Origin of the sequence: Micromonospora sp. M42 (genome assembly GCF_000568915.1) — a bacterium.
GTDB lineage: Bacteria > Actinomycetota > Actinomycetes > Mycobacteriales > Micromonosporaceae > Micromonospora > Micromonospora chalcea.
This window is the reverse complement of sequence record NZ_KK037233.1, coordinates 2,274,063-2,293,265: the sequence shown is the minus strand read 5'-3', so window position 1 is coordinate 2,293,265 and position 19,203 is coordinate 2,274,063. Positions and strand designations below refer to the sequence as shown.

The following is a 19,203-nucleotide window of genomic DNA, read 5'->3' as shown; positions in this document are numbered from 1 at the left end:
TGACCGCCGGTGCGGTGCCGTTGCCGGCTGATACCCGATCACGCCGGATACGTGCCTATCGGAGCATGGCCCGGATGGCGCTGAAGAGCCTTCTCGCCTATCAGACGAGCTTCCTCTTCGGCATGCTGGCCTCGGCGTTCGGGGTCCTGTCCATGCTGTACCTGTGGCGCTCGGCACTCGCCGCCGGCCCTCGGCAAGGATTCGACTGGCCGCAGATGAAGGCGTACCTGCTGGTGGCGTTCGTCGTCGGTTCGCTGGTGTCCAGCTATACCGACTATCGAATGGCCAACCGCATCCAGCAGGGCGACGTGGCCATGGACCTGGTTCGGCCGGTCGACTACCAGTGGTCGCGCCTGGCCGAGAGCGTCGGGTTCGCCGTCTACGAAGCCGGCACGGCGACCGTGGTCGTCCTGGCAGCCGCCGCGATCTTCGGCGGCATGCCGCCGCCGGACCGGGCCACCGTGCCGCTGTTCATCCTGTCCGCCTTGCTGGTGCTGCCCCTGCGGTTCGGAATCGTGTACCTGAGCGGTCTGCTCGTCTTCTGGACGCAGAACTACGTGGGTGTGCAGGCCGCCCGGATCGCCGTGATCACGCTGTTCTCCGGGGCACTCGTACCGCTGGCCTTCCTGCCCGAGTGGATGCGGGTCATCGCCACGTACCTGCCGTTCGTCGGAATGGCGTCGACCCCGGCGCTGCTCTACACCGGCTCACTGGACGGCAGCGACGCGACGACCGCCGTGCTGGTGCAGGCGGCCTGGGCGGTCGCGCTGTGGTGGTTGGCGCGGTTGATGTGGTCGGCCGCCGCTCGGAAGCTGACGGTCCATGGTGGCTGAAGCACGACGAGCGCTGTGGCTCTACCGCCGTCTGCTCGGTGCCCAGGTGCGCGCCACTCTCCAGTACGAGGCCGACTTCTGGATCATGAGCCTGTCGGCAGTTCTCGTGCAGGCCGTCGGCGTGGTCTTCCTGTGGGCGATCTTCCGGAGCATCCCGGAGATCAACGGCTGGCAGTTCTGGGAAGTCGTGCTCATCTACGCGCTGGTGGTCGTCGCGGAAGGGCTGAGCGTGCTGGTCGCGCAGGGAGCCTGGACTCTCGCGGTGACTGTCAACTTCGGACAGCTGGACGCGATGCTGTTGCGGCCCTATCCACCGGTTCTCCAGGTGCTCAGCTCCGCGGTGGGAATGAACGGACTGGGCAATCTCGTCCTCGGCACCGGTCTGCTGATCGCCGCGGTGCGGCACGTCGACGTCAGTTGGAACGTCGGTCGCGTCGCGCTCGGGCTGCTGCTCGTGGTTGCGGCGGCCGGTGTGAAGATCGGGCTCAACCTCCTCACGAACTGCGCCGCCTTCTGGTTGCGTTCCCCGTACTCCATGTTCGCGTTCTCCATGCACAGCTTCGGGGAACTGGCTCGTTTTCCGGTCACCATCTACGGCCTTGGGGTCCGGATCACCCTTACCGTCGTCCTGCCCTATGCGTTCATGAGCTTCTTCCCCGCCGCGGCTGTCCTCGCGCACGGGCCGGCTCGTTGGCTGGGGCTGCTGACGCCGGTCGTCGCCATCTACTGCCTGTGGATCGGGACGACCGTCTTCCGGCACGGGCTCTCACGATATGAAAGCTCCGGTCACTGATGTGCGAACACATCGGCCGCCACGCCGATTCCGTCGTCCAGTCTCTCGGAGCCCTCGGATGAGTCTCGTCGGAGGGCTGCGGGACGTCGTGCCGACTCCACCCGAGCACCGGGTGTGGATCAGCAGGGCCGAGGCGCTGGACACCTTGCGGTGTACGCCCGAGGAACTGGCGCAACTGGTTGCCGCCGGCCTCGTGGAGGAGGACGGCCGACACGACTACTGCGACGTGTGGAACGTGGGCCTGCTCAGCGGCACCGGACGCAGCAGTCCGGAGCGGATCATGATCTTCTTCGCGAGGATGCTGAAGTCGTACGGCGCGGACTGGGTCTCCGCGCGGGCCTACGAGATCGTCGGCTGGGCCCAGTGTCCCCGCGCGGAGCACTGCCCGTCGTCCGAGTGGAGCGCGCCTGTCCTACCGGACGTGCAGTGGCAGCATGAAGAGATCCAGGCCGGCAGGGCGGAGTGGCGCGGCAGGGTCGAACTGACCGGGAACACCGCCACGGTGCGAGACCCGAGGGTGCGGGAGGTCTGGGACGACCTGCTGCGGCGGTACCGCTTCCACTTCACACCCATGACCCTGTCCTCCGATGTCGCCGGCACCAGGCACCGGGGCGTCGGCGACTGCGACTCGCTGTGCCAGGTACTGATGTCTGAACTGCTGGACCGTGGTGTGGCGGCCGAGCAGGAATCGGGTTACATCTTCGGAGGCGCACGCCTGGGCCTGCATTCCTGGGTACGGCTCGTGGACACCGACGGGGAGGTCAAGATTCTCGACCCGGCCATGGCCCTGTTGTCCGACCTCTTCTTCACGCCCGAGTACAAGGCGTTCTGCTGCGGGTCCGGCAGTAACCGGGTGCTACGTCGCGCGAGTCGCGAGGGCATGTTCGCGGCTCATCCGTGCGTCACCGAAGACGGCAGGATCTTCTACGAGTTCACGCTCCGGTCGATCCGTCCCGGTCGGGCGCCGGGCCCGCGGTGCAGTGAGGGAGCAGGATGAACGGTCCTGAGGTGGAAGTCGCAGACCATGACGGGACGCACGGCCGAGCGGGGGCCGCTGCCGTCGGTCGTCCGGTCGTCATCGACGGCCGGTCTCCGCCGCTCACCTCGCACGACCTGCACGCTGACGTTCTCGGCCTGCGACGTCGCGTACCCCGGGGTGCGACCGTGGCCCTGGTGGGGCAGAGTTCCCGCCTGGTCGCCTCAACCATCGTCGCACTCGAGGGCTGGGCCGCCCGGGTCGAGTTCGTGGGTGACCTGAGTCCGACCGTAGGCTCGGCGGAGGCGGTGGTCCTGCGCGAGGCCGGGGATGATGCCCCAGCTGCCGCCTACGCATCCCACGGCGAACTGTCGGCCGGCGACGCGAGCACCGACGTGCGTACGCTCTGGCGTGTCTTCTCCTCAGGCACGACGGGGACGCCCACCCCGACCGACCACAGTCTCGACTCGCTGACGCGGCGGATTCGCCCGGTACGCCCGGCGCGGAATCCCGGCGACCGCGAGCAGCGGCGGTGGGGTCTCCTGTTCTCTCCTACCCGGATGGCGGGCATCCAGGTCGTCCTCCAGGCGATCCACGGCGACACCCTGGTGGACGCCCACCACGCCGCCGGGCTCGACGAGCGCCTCCAGCTGTTCGCCGGAGCCGGCGTCGACGCACTGTCCGCGACTCCGACGATGTGGCGGATGATTCTGCGCAGCAGGGCCTGTGACGACCTCCGGCTGCAACAGATCACGCTGGGTGGTGAGATTGCGACACAGTCGCTGATCAATGCGTTGCGGCGGCGGTTCGATGCGCGCGTCACGCATGTCTACGCGTCCACCGAGGCCGGTGCCGCCTTCTCGGTGAGCGACGGCAGGGAAGGTTTCCCCCGGCATCTTCTCGAGCCGGCTCCCGGCCGTGTGGCACTGGAGATCCGCGACGGCGTCCTGTTCGTCCGGGCGCCGGGAAGCAGCACGGCGCAGCCGGACGGATTCGTCTGCACGGGCGACCTCGTCGAGCCTCGCGGTGACCGGGTCTACTTCGTCGGCCGGAAGTCGCAGACGGTGAACGTCGGAGGGGACAAGGTCTCGCCGGAGCGGGTCGAGGAGCTGATCCGGCGGCATCCCGCAGTACATGATGCCGTGGTGACGCCCAGGCGCAGCCCGATCACGGGCTGGATCCTGACCGCCCGGGTTGTGCCTTCGCCTCTCGGCAGTGGGCTCGACCCCGACGAACTGCAGTCGGCCCTGCGGTCATTCGTCGCCGACCATCTGCCCCGGTCGCATACTCCTGCCTCGATCACCGCGGTAACCGAGTTCTTCTTGTCGCCCACCGGAAAGGTCAGCAGAGCGTGAACGAGGCGGAATCCCGCGGCGACTGTCCGTACGCGGTAGTGACCGGAACCAGCAGTGGCCTGGGGCGGGCGGTGGCCCGGCGGCTCGGCAGCGACGGATACCGGGTGGTGGGCCTGGCCCGCCGCGAGGTCGAGCCGGAGGAGGTGGGTCCGGGCTATGTCCACGTCCGTGCCGACCTGAGTGATCTGGAGTCCTTGCCCGGCCTGGCACGCGCAATCGTGGAGGCGCACGGCACCCCCTACGCGCTGGTGAACAACGCCGCTCGCGGCACCGACGGTCTCCTGCCGCTGGTGAAGGACAGAACCATCTGGGAAACAGTGCAACTCGACCTTGTGTCGCCGATGGTTCTGACGAAGCATCTTGTCCGCTCGATGATCTCAGCGGGCCGGGGACGCGTCGTCAACGTCTCCTCGATCGTTGCCTCGACGGGATTCCGCGGTCTGTCCGTCTACGGGGCGGCGAAAGCGGGTTTGGAGGGGTTCACCCGTTCGCTGGCCCGTGACGTAGGGCGGCGCGGCGTGACGGTCAATGCGGTGGCGCCGGGCTTCCTTGACACCGAGATGACCGGCGCCCTGGGGGCGGAGAGCCAGGCGCGCATCAAGGGGCGCAGTCCGATCGGCCGGTTCGCACGTCTCGACGAAGTGGCCGCCGCAGTGACCTACCTTCTTTCCCCGGATGCCGCCGGTGTGACCGGAACGCTGATCACCGTGGACGGCGGCTCCACCGCATGAGGCCCGGACCGGAAATGTGGACGGACAAACACGTAGGGAAGGTGGCGCAGTGCTCGAGCGGGAACGTGTAGCGGAGATCGTTCTTCGTGAAGTGGTCAAGCTGATCAAAGAGGAAGGGGGCGAGGACGGCGAGGTCAGCCTGCAGAGCGGCCTGGCCGACAGCGGCTTGGACAGTCTCGCCTTCGCCGTCCTCGTTACGCGGCTCGAACAGTCGATGGGATTTGATCCCTTCCTCGCGTTGGAGGACGAGATCTTCCCCCGGACGGTGGGGGAGTTGGTGGAGGTCTACGTCGGCAATCAAATGGAGAGCGTCCCACCTCACAGGTGATGACTGCCGCTCCCCGGCAGGTTGGACGACTTCCCAAGGGCGCCCATCGGCGCGCCGTCGTCACGGGCGACGGCCGGGCTACGCGGTGTCGCCGTCGCGGAGGTGGTCCAACTCGGCGAGGTACATCGCCTGCAGGCGGTCGTGGTGCCGGACCAGCAGCCGGACCTCCTCGGCGCTGTAGCCCTCGACGAGCCGTTCCGCCCGCTCGGCGAAACGCTCGTACGGCCGCTCCAGGTCGGCGATCCGCTCCGGCCGTATGGTGACGACGACACGCCGCCGGTCTGCCGGGTCGCGCTCGGCCGTCACGTAACCGGCCTGCTGGAGCCGGCGGAGCATGCTGGTGACCGCACCGGTGGTGAGGCTGGTCCGCTCGGCGATCTGCCCCGCGGTGGCGGAGCCGATGTCCGCCAGGTAGTCCAGGCACTCCAGGTCGCTCACGGCGAGGCCCAGCCGCTCCGCGATGGCGTACCGGAACACCATGGACAGCCGCGACGTCTCCCGTCCGGCGCGCATGAGGTCGGTGATCGCGGAGGCGCGGGCCGGATCGTGGGACATGCGGGCAATCATGCCTCCGGCACGGTGACCCGGTGCAGCCGAGGTAGCACGCGGGTCAGCACCCAGTGTGGCGCGGCCGCGCCCCCGGTGAGGCGGCGCATCAGTCCGGAGGCGGTGTCGACGGCGCGGAAGGCGTAGTCCGTCATCTCGTCCTGGTAGGCGGCGATCGCCTCCTCCGCCGAGGTGGCGCCCGCCCGCGCCTCGACCAGCCGGCGGCCGAGCAGGGCGGCGTCGCGGAGCGCGGTGTTGCCGCCGTGGGCGCCGAACGGTGGCATGACGTGTACGGCGTCACCCATCATCGTGGCCCGTGGCACCGCCCACCGGTGCGGCCGTCGGCCGGTGGCGAAGAGGTTGAGCACCGTGGCGTCCAGCTCGGCGGTGTCGACCAGGCGCCGGATGAGCGGATGGAAGTCCGTACTCAATCGGTCGGCCAGTTTCCACAGCGCCAGCAGGTTCCCGCGGACGTCGGCCGGCAGTTCCTCCTGCCGGAGCAGCAGGCCCCACATGACGTAGTCGTCGCCGCTGGGCGCGTAGTTGCCCGGGGCCAGGCGTGCGAACGCCGCCTGCGGGCTCTCGCCGAACCGCATGGAGGTGAAGAAGAAGGCGCTGCCGGGCCGGTCGGCGATGGCAAGGACCCCGCTGGTACGCAGTGCGTCGGGGATGACGCTCTCGCCGTTACGCAGCAGGGGAGAGCGGCCGTAGATCCCCGCCATCGAGGTGTTCGCCGGGTCCGCGTCCGGCATGAGCTGCGGTCGCAGGGCCGAGCCGACGCCGTCCGCGCCCACCACGACGGTTGCCGCGGCGGCCTCGCCGTCGGAGAACCGCAGTCGAAGCCCTGCCGGGCCGCCGCTCTCCACCGCGACGGCGTCCTTGCCGTAGTGGATGCGCCCGTTCAACCCGGACTGCAGGATCGACCGCAGGGTCAGCCGGTCGACCTGGCGGGTCGCGCCCGGCTCGTCCTTGAACGTGATGGTGAAGGCGTCCCGCAGCCGGCTGTTGGTGAAGCGCAGGTGACCGCCGGGCTCGTCGCCGGTGGCCAGCGCCAGGTGGTAGAGCGAGCGGGGCAGGCTCTCGCGAAGCGCCTCCAGCCCGTACCGGTCGAGAATGATCCGGTAACCCTGCCGCCGGATGAAGGGGCCCGGGTCCCGCTCGTAGACGTGCACGTCGATGCCGGCGCGCGTCAGGTACTGGGCGAGGCAGAGGCCGGAGAGGCCGGCGCCGGCGATCGCCACCGAGAAGTCCGTCGATGTGCTCATGCAATTACCTTAATAATTAAGATAATTTGGGCAAGTGTCACTGTGAACAGTCACCTTGGACGGATACTCAAGTTGGTTGTATATTCGGCTCATGGGATCGGCTTCGCGTCCCGCGCTACGGGAACCGTCGTACTTCGTCCTCGCCGCTCTGCTCGGCGGGCCGCTCCACGGCTATGCCGTGATCAAGCGGGTCAAAGAGCTGTCCGACGGGCGGGTGACCCTCGCCGCCGGATCGCTGTACTCCGTGATCGACCGGCTGCTCGGCGAGGGCCTCGTCACCGCCGACGGTGAGGAGATCGTCAACGGGCGTGCCCGTCGCTACTACCGGCTCACCGACGAGGGCTGTCTCGTACTCACCGAAGAGGCCGACCGGCTCGCCCAGGCCGCCCGGGTGGTCATGGACCGCCTGCCGCGCCGGGTCCAATCGCAGGCAAGTGCCCGTCACCCTTCTACCGCGAGGATCAGACCAGCATGAGTTCCGATGTCCTGGAGAAGCGCTACCGGATGCTGCTGCGGGCCTACCCCGCCGACTACCGCCGCGAACGCGCCGACGAGCTGATCGACACGCTGATCGGCGACGAACCCACCACCCGCCGCTGGCCCAGCGCCCGGGAGGCTGCCTCGCTCGTCCGGGGCGGCCTGCGGGTGTACGGCGGCGGCACCGCGCCCCGGCCCACCGCCGTGCTGTTCTGGCAGGGCATCCACCTCGGCGCCATCGCGGTGCTGGCGCTGGGTGTCCTCATCGGCCTGGACGACATCGTCGAGGCGTTCCAGTTCGGCGGACTCTCGGACCCTCTGACCGTCCTGCGGAATCAGGGCATCCACGAGATCGTGCTGATCGCCGCGCTGGTGGCGCTCGTCGCGGGCCGCGCCCGTACCGCCGCCGTTCTGGCGGTGACCGCGGCGGTGGTGCCGACCGTGATCTCGCAGTACCTGTTCCTCAACGGCCTGCCGCAGTGGTGGGCGCCGGTCGTCGCCGCGCCGCTGATCGTGCTGGGGCTGCGGCGCCCGGCGGACGTGCCGCCGGCGCCCCGGGCCAACGCCGTCCTGGTCACCGCCGGCATCCTCGCCCTGCATCTCATCCCCGCGGGCGGCCTCCGCATGGCCGACGCCGGTCCGCGGATCGTCGTCGCCGTCATGGTCGTCGCCGGGATTGCCGCCTTCCTGTGGGTGGCCACGGCCGACCAGCGGCTGCTGATCGCCGTCGTCCCCACCCTCCTGCTGGGTACGCTCCACCAGTTGGACAACAGCGGGTTGACGGGGGAGTTGCTGCGCCGGCCGGACGCCCTGCCGTCCCTGGTCGTCGCGGTCCTGATGGCTGTCGTCGCGGTCGTGTCGACCCGGCAGCGGCAGCGCACCCGAGCCTGACCGGTCCACAACGGCGGCCGGCAGGGATCTGTAGCCGACTGTGGCACACGGCCACCGCACGTTCATCGGCGGTCCTCAGACCATCGATGAACGTGCGGTGGCCGTCCTCATGGCTCGCCACACCCAACGCCGAAGTCGAGCGACGCCGGAGTACTACGGCTTGCCTGTCAGTACAAGGTGCCCATCCCGGTAAGATCACCGCTTCGCTTGACTCGCTTATTCACTCCCGTGCCGAGCGTCGGGAACATCACCGGATAAGAGCTGCCCGTGTAGTGCGCCAAGCCAAAGCCGTGCCCAGCCTCATGCGTGGCAACGGAGATGAGGTCGAAACGCCCCGCAGGGACAGTCCCGGAAAGGCCGGTGAACCAGTTCGTGACCCGGTTGTTGAATGCTATGTCGACCTCCACCCTGAGGCCGGAGCCGTCGACCCACGAGTAGGTGGCTCCCAAGATGTCCGGATCAAATCCGGCCCATCCGACTACATTTCCGTTGTCCCTCGTTCCCCACGTGTAGCGGGTGGTTGACCCTCGATAGTCGGCGAAGGCGAACGTGTAGTACGTGCCGCATGCGGAAGAAGTGTCAGTTATGAATTGGAAGCCGTACTTGATGGCTTGAAGCGCGTCCGAGGCCGGCTGCGACCGGCTGTTGTAGGTCCACGGAAACACAGATTGCTGCCATACGCCGCCGCTGAAGTTGTATTCGTAGGAGCTTCCGCAGTACGCAGGCACAGCTGCGAGCCCAGATGGCTGAGTCTTCGCTGCCCCGGCTGATTCTGGGTGCTTGGTGGCTGGTTCTGCGCGTTTGGCGAGGATGCGCTTGAGAGCGCCCGCTGTGGCAGTGGATCCAAGCGCGGGCGTCTCGTCGATCTGCAACGCCAGCTGACCGTCGGTCGCCCGATAGACAGAAGCAGCGCTCGGGCCCGTCGAGCCGGGCGTCCGCAGAACCTGCACGATGGCGACCATGCCTGGCTCCGGAACTGCAACCTCGAGACCCTCGGCGACTCGGACGACGGTGTCCGAAGCCAATTGGCAAGAAGTGCCGACCGACTTGATCTCGCTTGGTGACAAGGTTGAGCTGCATGGAATCTCGGCAGCGAACGACGGCGTCGTCGGCATCAAAGCGACCGCAGGCATCAAAGCGGTTAATGCGATTACGGTGCCAACTGACCTACTACGGCCTTCTTTTCGAGCCATGGAACACCCAACCCCCGTTGAGAGACATAGTCTTAAATTTTTGGATGTATGGACACTGTACGAGGCCGGGTTCCCTTAGTCAAGATTCAGGTCCTTCGCCCGTGCGCGACAACTGGACAGGACGAGGCAGCAGGAAGCTCCTCAGTGCGGAAATTGCGTCTGGTCGATCATGTGTCTACGCAGGAGCTTCGGCGGCACGAGCGACAGAGGGCTGTTCAGCGTGACGCTCCTGATAACCCCGTACGCGATGAGGCCGCCGCCTCCACCTGCCTTCGGGCGGACGGAGGCGGCGGCCTCTTTCGTCGTTTCCGCGCCGGTTACCGCAGCATGCCCGCGCGCCATCTCCGAGCGGCGGGCGCGTAGCTGGTCGACGTGGGCGGCGACGATCGCGGCCACCCGGCTCCTGCGGCGCGCCAGCTGGCACCACCAGGTACCGGTCCGGGTCGGCGGTGCCGCCGGTTGAGCTACTGGATCACCGCAGCGCGCTGAAGAAGGCGCGCAGGTCGGCAGCGAGCAGGTCGGGCTCTTCCTGGGCGAAGAAGTGGCCGCCGACGGTGGGCTCGCGCCAGTGGGTGAGGTTGGCGTAGGTGCGTTCGGCGAACGACCGGGGCAGGCCAGCGTCCTCCACGCTGACCGTGATACCGGCGGGCACGGCGACGATCGGCAGTGGTGGGGCCAGGCGGTCGTCACGGTAGGGCCGGAAGGACGTGCCGATGCAGTTGGTGACCCAGTACAGCATCACGGTGGTCAGCAGTTCGTCGAAGCCGAACCGGCGGGAGATGTCGCCGCCGCAGTCGCTCCAGCGCTGGTACTTCTCGATGATCCATGCGGCCAGTCCGGACGGCGAGTCGCTCAGCGCGGCCGCAAGGGTGTCGGGCCGTGTCTCCTGGATGATTCCGTAGCCCCAGTCATCCTGGGCCTTCGCGTCGAGCATGGCGACGAACGCCTCCTCGGCTGGGCTGAGGTCGCCCCTGCGGTCCGCCGGCGGGAACTTGATGTGCTGCGAGAAGACCCCGATGACCCGATCTGCGTGGCGGGCGCCGAGCCACGTCGACACGCCGGACCCGATGTCGCCACCGTAGGCGCCGAAGCGGTCGTAGCCCAGACGGGTCATCAGCTCAGCCCACACGTCCGCGACAGCCGCCTCGGTCGTCGGGCCCTCGGCGAGTGGTCCGGAGAAGACGAAGCCCGGCAGGCTCGGTATGACGAGGTCGAAGTCTGCGAGCCGGGACACCAGGGGCAGCATCTCCGTGTACGTGCTGGGCCAGCCATGGGTCAGGATCAGCGCCGTGGCGTCGGGCGATGCCGAGCGGACATGAACGAAGTGGACCGGCGTGCCCCGGACCGTGGTGACGAACTGAGGGTGCCGATTGAGGGCACGCTCGACCGCACGCCAGTCGAATCCGTCGAGCCAGTACCGCACCAGACCTGCCAGGTACCCAGGGTCGGTGCCGGCGGCCCACGGCTCTCCTGGGGCGGCCGGCGCGAGCCTTGTCCGCGAGAGCCGAGCCCGCAGGTCGTCCAGGACGGCTTCGGGCACATCGATGTGGAAGGGCGTCACCTGATCATGATTCCATCGCAAGGAGTCACTCGGCAGCCGCCCGAATGGGCAGGCTGCAGACTCGATCTCCGATCCGGGCGAGACATCCCCGACACCGAGGTCCTCGTCGACGGCTACGCCTACGGCTCGTTGTCCATGACGGCCTACACCCTGGGCATGTCCTGTCCACCAGCTGCCGGCCGGGGCGGATCCCCGCAGCCACCGCCTGGCCTGCCGCCGGACGGCTCCAACATCTGCGGAAGCGCCGGCTGCTCGGTGGCACCACCGATGAAGCCGACCTGCATCAGCAGCGCGAACACGGTCAGCGCCGGGGCGGGCCGGTCCGCGAAGTCCGCTGCGTCAACTCGGTTGTGTGCCGCTGCCCCGGCCTGGCAGCCTGGCTGCCTCGATCTGACGAGAGGCGGCCATGACGCGGACCTTCCTGCAGCCGGACGATCTGCACGACCTCGTGTCGGACCAGTTCGGCTCCGACCGGCGGCTCGCTGCCCTGGACCGGCTGACGGGCGGCACCAAGAAGGGCGTCTACCGGCTCCGGCTGGACGACCGGACAACCGTGATGCTGTACGTGTGGGCCGCGGACGAGAACTACTGGCCCCCGTCACCGACCGTCCCGGACGACCCGTTCACCGATGCGTCGGGCGCGGATCTCTTCGCCGCCAGCCACGCGGCGCTCACCGCGGCGGGTGTGCGTGTCCCGCATCTGATGATGATCGACCGGGACGGCCGCTACCTCGACGCCGACGTCGCGCTCGTCGAGGACGCCGGCGCGCTGCGGCTGGAGACGTTGCTGGAACACGATCCGGCCACCGCCGCCGCCCCGCTGGCCGCGCTCGGTGACGCCCTGCGCCGGATGCACACCGCCTTCGGACCGCACTACGGCAAGGTCGCGGCCGTCGCGCGAGGTGAGGCGTCCCAGACGCGGCGCACGGAGGACGTTGTCGTCGACCGAGCGCTCGGCCACCTCGACGCGGCAGCGGCCCGCGACGCCCGGCTGGCCGACGCCCATCACCGGATCGCCGCCCACGTACGCCGTCTCAGGAGCGCGGTCACCCCGCGCGTGGAGTACGGGCTGGTGCACGGTGAACTCGGCCCGGATCACGTGCTCGTCACGCCGGCCGGCGAGGCCGTCATGATCGATTTCGAGGGGCTGACGTACTTCGATGTCGAATGGGATCATGCCTGGCTGCAGATGCGCTTCGGCGAAGCGTATTCGGCGCTGCGTCCGGTCGATCTCGATCCCCACCGGCTGGAGCTCTACCGGTACGCGCAGACGTTGTCCTTGATCGAAGGGCCACTGCGGATCGCGGACACCGACTTCCCGGACCGGAAGTGGATGCTCGACCTGGCCGAGTGGAACATCACCAAGGCGCTCGCCGCGACCTGACGGCAGCCTCAGTCGGCCGGACCGACGTGTGCCGCGAGCAGCCGCCACCCCTCGTTATTGTCGAGGATCCATGTGCGCGTGTAGCGGACCCGGGCGAGAAACGGCTCGCCGGCGAGGGTGCCCTCCACGGTGCCGAGGAACCACGTCACACCGGTGCCGCCGGCCACGAGGACCGCCAGGTCCTCCTCGTCCACCCGGGTGATCGTCTGCTGCCCGGATCGGTGCACGTGCAGGTCGTCCTGCTTGGAGTAGAGGCGGCCGTCCGGCCCGGTGAACACGAGCCGGTCATCGATCAACCGATCCAGCGCCGCGACGTCGGAGGACAGTTGGGCACGTTGAAGACGCCGTTCGGCGGCGCGTAGAGCTTCGACGCCGGGGAGATCCGCGTCGCCGTTCCCCGTGGGGTGATCATCGGTGTCCATCGACGACAAACGTAACAGCGATTATCCGGGAGCGCTGACCGCCTGTACTGGTCAGCGGGGACGGCGGGTTCGCCGGTCAGCGCTTGGCGACGGTGAGCAGCACCGCCGAGTCCTCGAGCGCCTCCAACGTGTGCCGTCGGTCCGGCACGATCAGCAGATCGCCGGGTGCGCCGTCCCAGGACGTCTCGCCGGCGCCGAGCCGGACCCGGCCGTGCAGCACGTGGACGGTGGCCTCGCCGGGGTTCTCGTGCTCGCCGAGCGCCTGGCCGGCGGTCAGCGCGATCACCGTCTGGCGGAGCCTGTGCTCGTGGCCGCCGTAGACGCTGGAGCTGCTGCGGCCGTTGGGCGCGGCGTGCGCGAGCTTGAGCTGTTCGCGGGCCAGTGCGGTCAGGGATGACTTCTGCACGAGGGTCACCTGCTCACGGCATGGTGGCTTTCGGGGCGCCCTTGCCCGGGTCGATCCGGGTCGGACCGGCGGCCGAGGGCCGGATGTCGAAGTCGAAGATCTCGGTGGGCAGGTAGACGGTCGCGCAGGAGTTGGGGATGTCCACCACGCCGGAGAGCCGGCCCTCGATCGGTGCGGCGCCGAGCAGCAGGTACGCCTGTTCCGGCTGGTAGCCGAAGCGGGTCAGGTAGTCGATGGCGTGCAGGCACGCGCGCTGGTAGGCGAGCTGCGAGTCGAGGTACCGCTGTTCGCCGTCGAGGGTGACCGAGAGCCCGGAGAAGGCCAGCCACTGGGAGTACTGCGGCGGCGTGTCACCCGGCATGAAGATCGTGTTCTCGGCGACGCCGTACGTCTGCATGCCGTTCTTGATCAGGTCGACGTGCAGGTCGACGAAGCCGCCCATCTCGATGGCGCCGCAGAAGGTGATCTCTCCGTCGCCCTGGGAGAAGTGCAGGTCGCCGAGGGACAGGTTGGCTCCCGGCACGTACACGGGGTAGAAGACCCGGCTGCCGACGGTGAAGTTCTTGATGTCCTGGTTCCCGCCGTTCTCCCGAGGCGGCGCGGTTCGCGCCGCCTCCGCGGCCACCCGGTCGAAGTCGGCGCCGGTGAGGCTGCCGAGGATCGCGTCCTGCGGCTCGGGGGGCAGGGCCAGGGGCGGCACCCGGTCGGGTGCGGTGGCGATCAGCGCCCCCTCCCGCTGGTTCCAGGTCGCGAGCAGCGACGCGGACGGGGCGGTGCCCATCAGTCCCGGGTGGGCGATCCCGGTGAACGAGACCCCGGGGATGTGCCGAGAGGTGGCCTTGCGGCCGGTGAAGTCCCAGACCGCCTTGTACGCGTCGGGGAACTGTTCGGTGAGGAAGCCGCCGCCGTTGCCGGTGGGGAAGATGCCCGTGTAACCCCAGCCCTGACCGGCCAGCGGACCGGACTCCTGCGGGATCGGGCCCATGTCGAGGATGTCGACCATGAGCAGGTCGCCCGGCTCGGCGCCCTCGACGGCGAACGGGCCGCTGAGCGCGTGGACCCGGGTCAGCGGAGCGTCCCGGATGTCCTCGGCGGAGTCGTCGTTGTGGATCGCGCCGTCGAACCACTCGCGGCAGTGGACGCGGAACGACTGTCCGGGCCGTACCGTCGCCACGGGCGGGATGTCGGGATGCCAGCGGTTGTGCCCGACCTTCTCCTGGTCGGTGAACCTCTTCGTGGAGTCGAGGGGGAACAGCAGTTCAGGCACGGTCTTGAGCCCTTCTCGTGGTCACCATCGGGGCAGTCGGGCGTGGGCCGGGTTCGTCGAGCGGCGCGCCGGGCGACGGCCGGGCACCTGCCCGACCACCGCCGGCTGTTCCGCGCTGCGTTCGGTCCGGTCGATGGCCTCGCGCAGCGCCGCCGGCGTGCGGGTGAGCCGGGGCGCGGAGAACACCCGGGTCGCCGGGCCGTCACATCGGGGGCAGCTCGTCGACGGGCCCGCGGTGCCGACGGGCATCACGACGTCGAAGCTGCCGTCCTGCGGGCAGCGGTACTCGAAGGTGGCCATCGCCGATTCCCGTCCAGCCTTCGTGTGTGCGGTGGCCGTTCCGCAGCGGCTCACCCTGTCTCTCCGATTGTGGCTGATTGCTCAGATAGGCGGCGCAAAACGACGAATCAGGCAAAGGTGGTGCCTTGGTCGCCGGGTTGCCGTCCCGACCGAGGCGTGGGATACGTTGGCGATCATCGATGCGTTGGCGGCATCGTCGGCGTATGGCTGCCGTCTCCTCGTCCTCACTTCTGCGCCGTCTGCGGCCGGGTCTGCCGGCGGCCGTCGTGGTGTCCACGGCGGTGCTCGGCACCGCCCTGACCGCGGTGCCGCCGGCGGGCGCCGGCGCCGCGTACCCCGCTGTCGCACCGGCGCCCGGCGGGGCCGCGGCGCCCGTCGCGGACCCGACCGGGACCGTCTCGCCGCCCACGTCGACGCCCAGCACGCCCAGTACCACGCCGTTCCCGCCGAGCCCGCCCACGAACCTGACCGCCACCCAGGTGCGGACCACCTCGGTCACCCTCACCTGGACGGCCGCCACGCGCGGCTGCTGCCCGGTCGTCGGGTACGACATCACCTACTACCAGGCGTTCGACGACGTGATCTACAGCCTCAGCCTCGGCGACGTCACCACCACCACGATCACCAACTACATCCAGCCGGGCCGGCAGTACTCGTTCCGGGTGTCGGCCCGCGACGGCGACGGCCGCCGCTCGGCCGCCACCGACGCGCTGACGGTGGTCACCCCGGTGACCGACACCGGCCCGGACACCACCCCGCCGAGCGCGCCGCAGAACCTCACAGTCGGCGAGGTGACCGGCTCCACCGCCACGCTGTCCTGGGCACCGTCGACCGACAACGTCGGCGTGCTCGGGTACAACGTCTACCGGTTCGACGGCTGGTTCACCTCGACGCTCGTCGCCACCGTGCCGGGGACCACGTACACCGGGCCGCTGCCCCCGTCGACGCCGCTGCGCACCCTGTACTACGTGCGGGCCCGGGACGCCGCCGGCAACGTGTCGATCGCCTCCAACACCGTCACCGTGCCCACGACGACCACTCCGCCACCACCGCCGCCCTCGACCTGCCGGGTGACCTACCGGAACCAGTCCGAGTGGGCCGGCGGCTTCGTGGCCACGGTGACGGTCCAGAACACCGGGACGGCGGCGGTCGACGGCTGGATCGTCACGTTCGGCTTCCCCGGCGACCAGCAGATCACCAACGCGTGGAACGCCACGGTCGGGCAGACCGGCGCCACGGTGACCGCCCGCAACGTCGACTGGAACCGCGTCATCGCCCCGGACGGATCCGCGACCTTCGGCTTCCAGGGACGGTGGGGCGCCAGCGACGCGCCGCCGACCGGCTTCTCGCTCAACGGCGCCCCCTGCACAGTCGGCTGAGAGGAAGTCCTGTGACCACACGCCACCGCCGCCGCGCCCTGGCCGGGGCCGTCACGGCCGTCGTCCTCGCCCTCACCACCACGATCGGGGGTACGCCGGCGCCCGTCGCCGCCGCGAACACGCTGAGCATGCGGGGCGCGGACGTCTCGTCGTTGCAGCGCAGCCTGGACCTGGGGGCGAAGTACTACGACGCGGGCGGGGTCGCCCGTGACCCGCTGGACATCCTCAGGTCCGCCGGCGTCAACTACGTCCGGCTGCGCGTCTGGAACAACCCGGCCAGCGGCTACAACAACAAGAGCAAGGTGCTGGTCCAGGCGAGAGCGGCCAAGGCGAAGGGCCTCAAGGTCCTCATCGACTTCCACTACTCCGACACCTGGGCCGACCCCGGCAAGCAGTACAAGCCGGCCGCCTGGGCCGGCCACAGCCTGAGCCAGCTGCGCAACGACGTGTACGCCTTCACGTACGACGTCTGCGCCGCCCTGCGCGGGCAGGGCACGCTGCCGGACAGCGTGCAGATCGGCAACGAGATCAACGTCGGGATGCTGTGGAACGAGGGGAAGGTCGTCAACAACGACTTCGCCCCGCTGGCCGGCCTGCTGAAGCAGGGCTACAACGCGGTGAAGGCCTGCGGCGGCGGCATCCCGGTCATGATCCACACCGCCAACGCCGACAGCAACGCCAACGCCCGCTGGTTCTACGACGGCATCCGCGCCCAGGGCGTGCAGTGGGACATGACCGCCCTGTCGTACTACTGCATGTGGCACGGCAGCCTGGCGAACCTCTACAACAACATCGTCGACCTGCGGAACCGCTACGGGAAGCCGGTGGTGATCGTGGAGACCGCGTACCCGTTCACCCGGGACGACGCGGACGGCCAGCCGAACGTCATCGGCGACGTCACCTGCGACGGGATCAGCGCGACCTGGGCCGGGCAGGCCCAGCAGTTCGACTGGGTCCAGAACACCGCCCGCAACGCCGGCGCCATCGGGGTCTTCTACTGGGAGCCGACCTGGTACGCCGTCCCCGGCAACGGCTGGGACCCGGCGAACATCAACGGCACCGGGAACGGCTGGGACAACATGGCCGTCTTCGACTGGTCCGGGCGGGTGAACCCGGGGGTGCGCTGGACGCCGTGACCGGCCGCCGGCCGCACCCCGGGTGCACCCGCCTGCTCATCGCCTGAAGAGGCGGCCTATCGAGTCGCGCCGGCCCCAGGCGATGAACACGAACAGGAAGAACAGCACCACCGGGGTGATGACCAGCGCGCCGCCGTCCAGGATGAACGCCTGGGTGATGGCGGCGCCGACCATGAGCAGCGCCAGCCCGACGGCGGCCAGGCCGGCGAGCCGCGGCACCAGCAGCCCGATGCCACCGGCCAGCTCCACCAGGCCGATGAAGTAGCGGAACCAGGGCGCTGCGCCCATGTCCTCGAAGGACTGGACGGTGTTCGTCTCGCCGAACAACTTGGGGCCGGCCGAGGCGACGATGAAGAAGACGCCGAGGAAACCCTGGAGCACCCACAGCGTGCGGTGCAGCCCACGGGCGACGGGCGGGGGAGTGGTGTCGACAACGCTCATGGCTCTCGTCCTCCTGAAGAATCAGCTGGTGCATCCGAACGGATGCACCAGCTGAGACCGGACAGGACATGTGAACTCATCGGTGATCCGGCGGACCGCTACCAGGCCTTGCCGCGGATCGGGGGCACGTCGAGATCGCGCTCGCCGCCCCGGTGCTCGGCGAGCAGTCGCCGGCGGATCGAACGCCAGGCGACGCGCTCCTGGCGGCGGCCGAGCCTGCGGCAGGACTGGAACGTGCAGAGCCGGCAGCCGCAGAGGTTGGGCGCCTGCGCCGACACCTCGCGGTGGCAGCGGGTGCGGATCCACTCGGGCGCGGCGAGGAACTCGGCCAGATCGCAGGCGCCCAGGTGGTGCCGGTGGATGTCGGTGAACCAGCGGCGCAGGTACGGATCCCGCTGCTGCACACGCTCGGGTCGGTGGATGTCGGTACGGGCCATGTGACGACCGCCCTTCCGGCCGCCCGCGCACCATGCGCGGGACTAACGCCTCTCTGGCATGCCGGTCACCTCCCGTCGCCGGTGGACGCCCCCATTCTGCTGATCATGGATCGGGCCAGGCATCCGATTTCCGGGGCCGCCCAATGGGTCGATCAGGCCGTACCATCGCCCGGTGAAGCTGCGCCGCCGGCTCGTCGCCGCGTCTCTGCTGCTGGCGGTGGAGACGATGGCGCTCGCGCTGCTCGTCACCGAGTCCCTGACGGGTGCGATCGCCGCCGCCGGCCTCACCTGCCTGTCGTTGTGGCTGCACCTCGCCCTGCACGAGGGCGGCCACCTCGTCGCGGCGAAGCTGCTGCGCCTGCCGGTCGTCGCGGTCCACATCGCGCCCTTCACCGGATGGCGCAACGAGGTGTCGGTCCGGCCGTCGGCGTCGATGCCGGCGTTGCCGCTGCGGATGGCGCTGTTCCATCTCGGCGGCCCGGTGGCGAACCTGGGCGCCGCCGCGGCGCTCGTCGTCGTGGCGACGCACACGGCAACGGTGTCGACGCGCCTGGCGCTGTTCAGCGCCGCGTTCGTCGGAGCGCTGCTCGGCCTGGGCAATCTCGTTCCGGGGAGTTCGCCCCGCAGTGACGGCCGCAACCTGCTCCGCTGGCTCGGGGCCCCGGCGGCCGCCCGGGCCGGACTGCGGGCGTACTACCACCAGGACGTGCGGCGGCCCGCCGAGGACGGTCCGAAGATCATCGGGAGTCCGCCCGGGCGGTAGCGCGGTCGCGGCTCAGCCGAGCGGGCCGGTCACCGCGGTCACCGTGCCGCCGGGCAGGAAGCCGGAACGGCCGTGCCCGCCGTGCGCCACCGGGCCGGGCAGCGAGACCGCGGCCGCCGCATACATCCGGGCCGGCCCGGCGGGTGAGCCGCCCTGCCAGGCCAGGTAACCGGAGACGGTGGCGGGTTCGCCGGGGAAACGGCGGGCCAGCTCCGCGACGTACCGGGACACCGGCTCCGCGCGTGGGTCGAACCGGAGCGCGAGCATCTGCCCGGTCGCGGGCCGCAGCACCGCGGCGGTGAGCAGCCAGGGCGCCAGA

The 19,203-nt window shown here is 69.5% G+C and carries 24 protein-coding genes; 12 read left to right on the top strand and 12 right to left on the bottom strand.

Annotated features, from left to right (window positions below; genetic code table 11):
• The first annotated feature begins 74 nt into the window (after positions 1-74).
• Genes MCBG_RS10365 through MCBG_RS10340 form a run of 6 tightly spaced genes read left to right on the top strand, consistent with a single transcriptional unit; the run spans position 75 to position 5,016 of the window.
• A complete protein-coding gene (locus MCBG_RS10365) occupies positions 75-833 on the top strand; it encodes an ABC transporter permease (protein WP_223201169.1) in 759 nt (252 codons plus the stop codon).
• On the top strand, positions 823-1,626 hold the full coding sequence (locus MCBG_RS10360; protein WP_043325318.1) for an ABC transporter permease: 804 nt from the start codon (positions 823-825) through the stop codon (positions 1,624-1,626). Before MCBG_RS10365 ends, MCBG_RS10360 begins: the two co-directional genes overlap by 11 nt.
• Positions 1,627-1,684: 58 nt before the next feature.
• Positions 1,685-2,623, top strand: coding sequence for a hypothetical protein (locus MCBG_RS10355; RefSeq protein WP_043325317.1), 939 nt, complete (start codon positions 1,685-1,687; stop codon positions 2,621-2,623).
• 11 nt (positions 2,624-2,634) lie between these two features.
• Positions 2,635-3,957, top strand: coding sequence for an AMP-binding protein (locus tag MCBG_RS10350; protein ID WP_223201168.1), 1,323 nt, complete (start codon positions 2,635-2,637; stop codon positions 3,955-3,957).
• On the top strand, positions 3,954-4,688 hold the full coding sequence (locus MCBG_RS10345) for an SDR family NAD(P)-dependent oxidoreductase (protein WP_051611115.1): 735 nt from the start codon (positions 3,954-3,956) through the stop codon (positions 4,686-4,688). The genes MCBG_RS10350 and MCBG_RS10345 overlap by 4 nt, the downstream gene beginning before the upstream one ends.
• Positions 4,689-4,737: 49 nt before the next feature.
• Positions 4,738-5,016, top strand: coding sequence for a phosphopantetheine-binding protein (locus MCBG_RS10340; RefSeq protein WP_051611113.1), 279 nt, complete (start codon positions 4,738-4,740; stop codon positions 5,014-5,016).
• Positions 5,017-5,094: 78 nt separating this feature from the next.
• Here the strand turns inward: MCBG_RS10340 and MCBG_RS10335 are convergent, their stop codons facing one another.
• Both MCBG_RS10335 and MCBG_RS10330 read right to left on the bottom strand, forming a co-directional pair.
• A complete protein-coding gene (locus MCBG_RS10335) occupies positions 5,095-5,571 on the bottom strand; it encodes a MarR family transcriptional regulator (RefSeq protein WP_223201167.1) in 477 nt (158 codons plus the stop codon).
• Between the two features lie 8 nt (positions 5,572-5,579).
• Entirely contained in the window at positions 5,580-6,827 is a 1,248-nt protein-coding gene (locus MCBG_RS10330) for an FAD-dependent oxidoreductase (RefSeq protein WP_043325312.1), read from the bottom strand.
• Between the two features lie 91 nt (positions 6,828-6,918).
• On the opposite strand from MCBG_RS10330, the gene MCBG_RS10325 reads away from it, so the two are divergent.
• Together MCBG_RS10325 and MCBG_RS10320 are read left to right on the top strand one after the other, a co-directional pair.
• Positions 6,919-7,302 (top strand): PadR family transcriptional regulator, encoded by a 384-nt coding sequence (locus MCBG_RS10325; protein ID WP_043325311.1) that lies wholly within the window; start codon positions 6,919-6,921, stop codon positions 7,300-7,302.
• Positions 7,299-8,195, top strand: coding sequence for a hypothetical protein (locus MCBG_RS10320; RefSeq protein WP_043325309.1), 897 nt, complete (start codon positions 7,299-7,301; stop codon positions 8,193-8,195). The genes MCBG_RS10325 and MCBG_RS10320 overlap by 4 nt, the downstream gene beginning before the upstream one ends.
• A gap of 167 nt (positions 8,196-8,362) precedes the next feature.
• Here the strand turns inward: MCBG_RS10320 and MCBG_RS32410 are convergent, their stop codons facing one another.
• The 3 genes from MCBG_RS32410 to MCBG_RS10305 all read right to left on the bottom strand — a co-directional run bounded on the left by MCBG_RS32410 (position 8,363) and on the right by MCBG_RS10305 (position 10,949).
• Entirely contained in the window at positions 8,363-9,157 is a 795-nt protein-coding gene (locus MCBG_RS32410; protein WP_140946253.1) for a matrixin family metalloprotease, read from the bottom strand.
• 372 nt (positions 9,158-9,529) lie between these two features.
• A complete protein-coding gene (locus MCBG_RS10310; RefSeq protein WP_043325306.1) occupies positions 9,530-9,784 on the bottom strand; it encodes a hypothetical protein in 255 nt (84 codons plus the stop codon).
• Between the two features lie 76 nt (positions 9,785-9,860).
• Positions 9,861-10,949: an epoxide hydrolase family protein gene (locus MCBG_RS10305; RefSeq protein ID WP_043325304.1), complete on the bottom strand. Its 1,089-nt coding sequence runs from the start codon at positions 10,947-10,949 to the stop codon at positions 9,861-9,863.
• 406 nt (positions 10,950-11,355) lie between these two features.
• Between MCBG_RS10305 and MCBG_RS10300 the strand changes: the two genes are divergently transcribed.
• Positions 11,356-12,333: a protein kinase family protein gene (locus tag MCBG_RS10300; RefSeq protein WP_043325302.1), complete on the top strand. Its 978-nt coding sequence runs from the start codon at positions 11,356-11,358 to the stop codon at positions 12,331-12,333.
• Between the two features lie 8 nt (positions 12,334-12,341).
• Here MCBG_RS10300 and MCBG_RS10295 read toward each other — a convergent pair whose 3' ends face one another.
• From MCBG_RS10295 to MCBG_RS10280, 4 genes are all read right to left on the bottom strand, one after another.
• Positions 12,342-12,755: a nuclear transport factor 2 family protein gene (locus MCBG_RS10295; RefSeq protein WP_043325300.1), complete on the bottom strand. Its 414-nt coding sequence runs from the start codon at positions 12,753-12,755 to the stop codon at positions 12,342-12,344.
• A gap of 76 nt (positions 12,756-12,831) precedes the next feature.
• Positions 12,832-13,161, bottom strand: a complete 330-nt coding sequence (locus MCBG_RS10290) for a cupin domain-containing protein (protein ID WP_043330426.1) — start codon at positions 13,159-13,161, stop codon at positions 12,832-12,834.
• A 13-nt stretch (positions 13,162-13,174) separates the two neighbouring features.
• Complete coding sequence (gene fmdA, locus MCBG_RS10285) at positions 13,175-14,428, bottom strand: formamidase (RefSeq protein ID WP_043325299.1); 1,254 nt, start codon at positions 14,426-14,428, stop codon at positions 13,175-13,177.
• A gap of 21 nt (positions 14,429-14,449) precedes the next feature.
• Positions 14,450-14,728, bottom strand: coding sequence for a zinc ribbon domain-containing protein (locus MCBG_RS10280; protein WP_043325298.1), 279 nt, complete (start codon positions 14,726-14,728; stop codon positions 14,450-14,452).
• Positions 14,729-14,931: 203 nt separating this feature from the next.
• Here MCBG_RS10280 and MCBG_RS10275 point away from each other — a divergent pair, with 203 nt between their 5' ends.
• On the top strand, positions 14,932-16,107 hold the full coding sequence (locus tag MCBG_RS10275) for a cellulose binding domain-containing protein (RefSeq protein ID WP_043325296.1): 1,176 nt from the start codon (positions 14,932-14,934) through the stop codon (positions 16,105-16,107).
• Positions 16,108-16,118: 11 nt separating this feature from the next.
• Complete coding sequence (locus MCBG_RS10270) at positions 16,119-17,243, top strand: glycoside hydrolase family 53 protein (RefSeq protein WP_043325295.1); 1,125 nt, start codon at positions 16,119-16,121, stop codon at positions 17,241-17,243.
• A 36-nt stretch (positions 17,244-17,279) separates the two neighbouring features.
• Here MCBG_RS10270 and MCBG_RS10265 read toward each other — a convergent pair whose 3' ends face one another.
• Positions 17,280-17,684 (bottom strand): DoxX family protein, encoded by a 405-nt coding sequence (locus tag MCBG_RS10265; protein ID WP_043325293.1) that lies wholly within the window; start codon positions 17,682-17,684, stop codon positions 17,280-17,282.
• 98 nt (positions 17,685-17,782) lie between these two features.
• Positions 17,783-18,121, bottom strand: a complete 339-nt coding sequence (locus MCBG_RS10260; protein ID WP_043325291.1) for a hypothetical protein — start codon at positions 18,119-18,121, stop codon at positions 17,783-17,785.
• A gap of 172 nt (positions 18,122-18,293) precedes the next feature.
• On the opposite strand from MCBG_RS10260, the gene MCBG_RS10255 reads away from it, so the two are divergent.
• Positions 18,294-18,884 carry a hypothetical protein gene (locus tag MCBG_RS10255; RefSeq protein ID WP_223201166.1) on the top strand — a complete coding sequence of 197 codons (591 nt, stop codon included), beginning with the start codon at positions 18,294-18,296 and terminating at the stop codon, positions 18,882-18,884.
• Positions 18,885-18,896: 12 nt separating this feature from the next.
• On the opposite strand, the gene MCBG_RS10250 is transcribed toward MCBG_RS10255, so the two are convergent.
• Positions 18,897-19,203, bottom strand: a 307-nt coding sequence (locus tag MCBG_RS10250; protein ID WP_198033289.1) for a hypothetical protein, incomplete at its 5' end; no start/stop codon positions are given.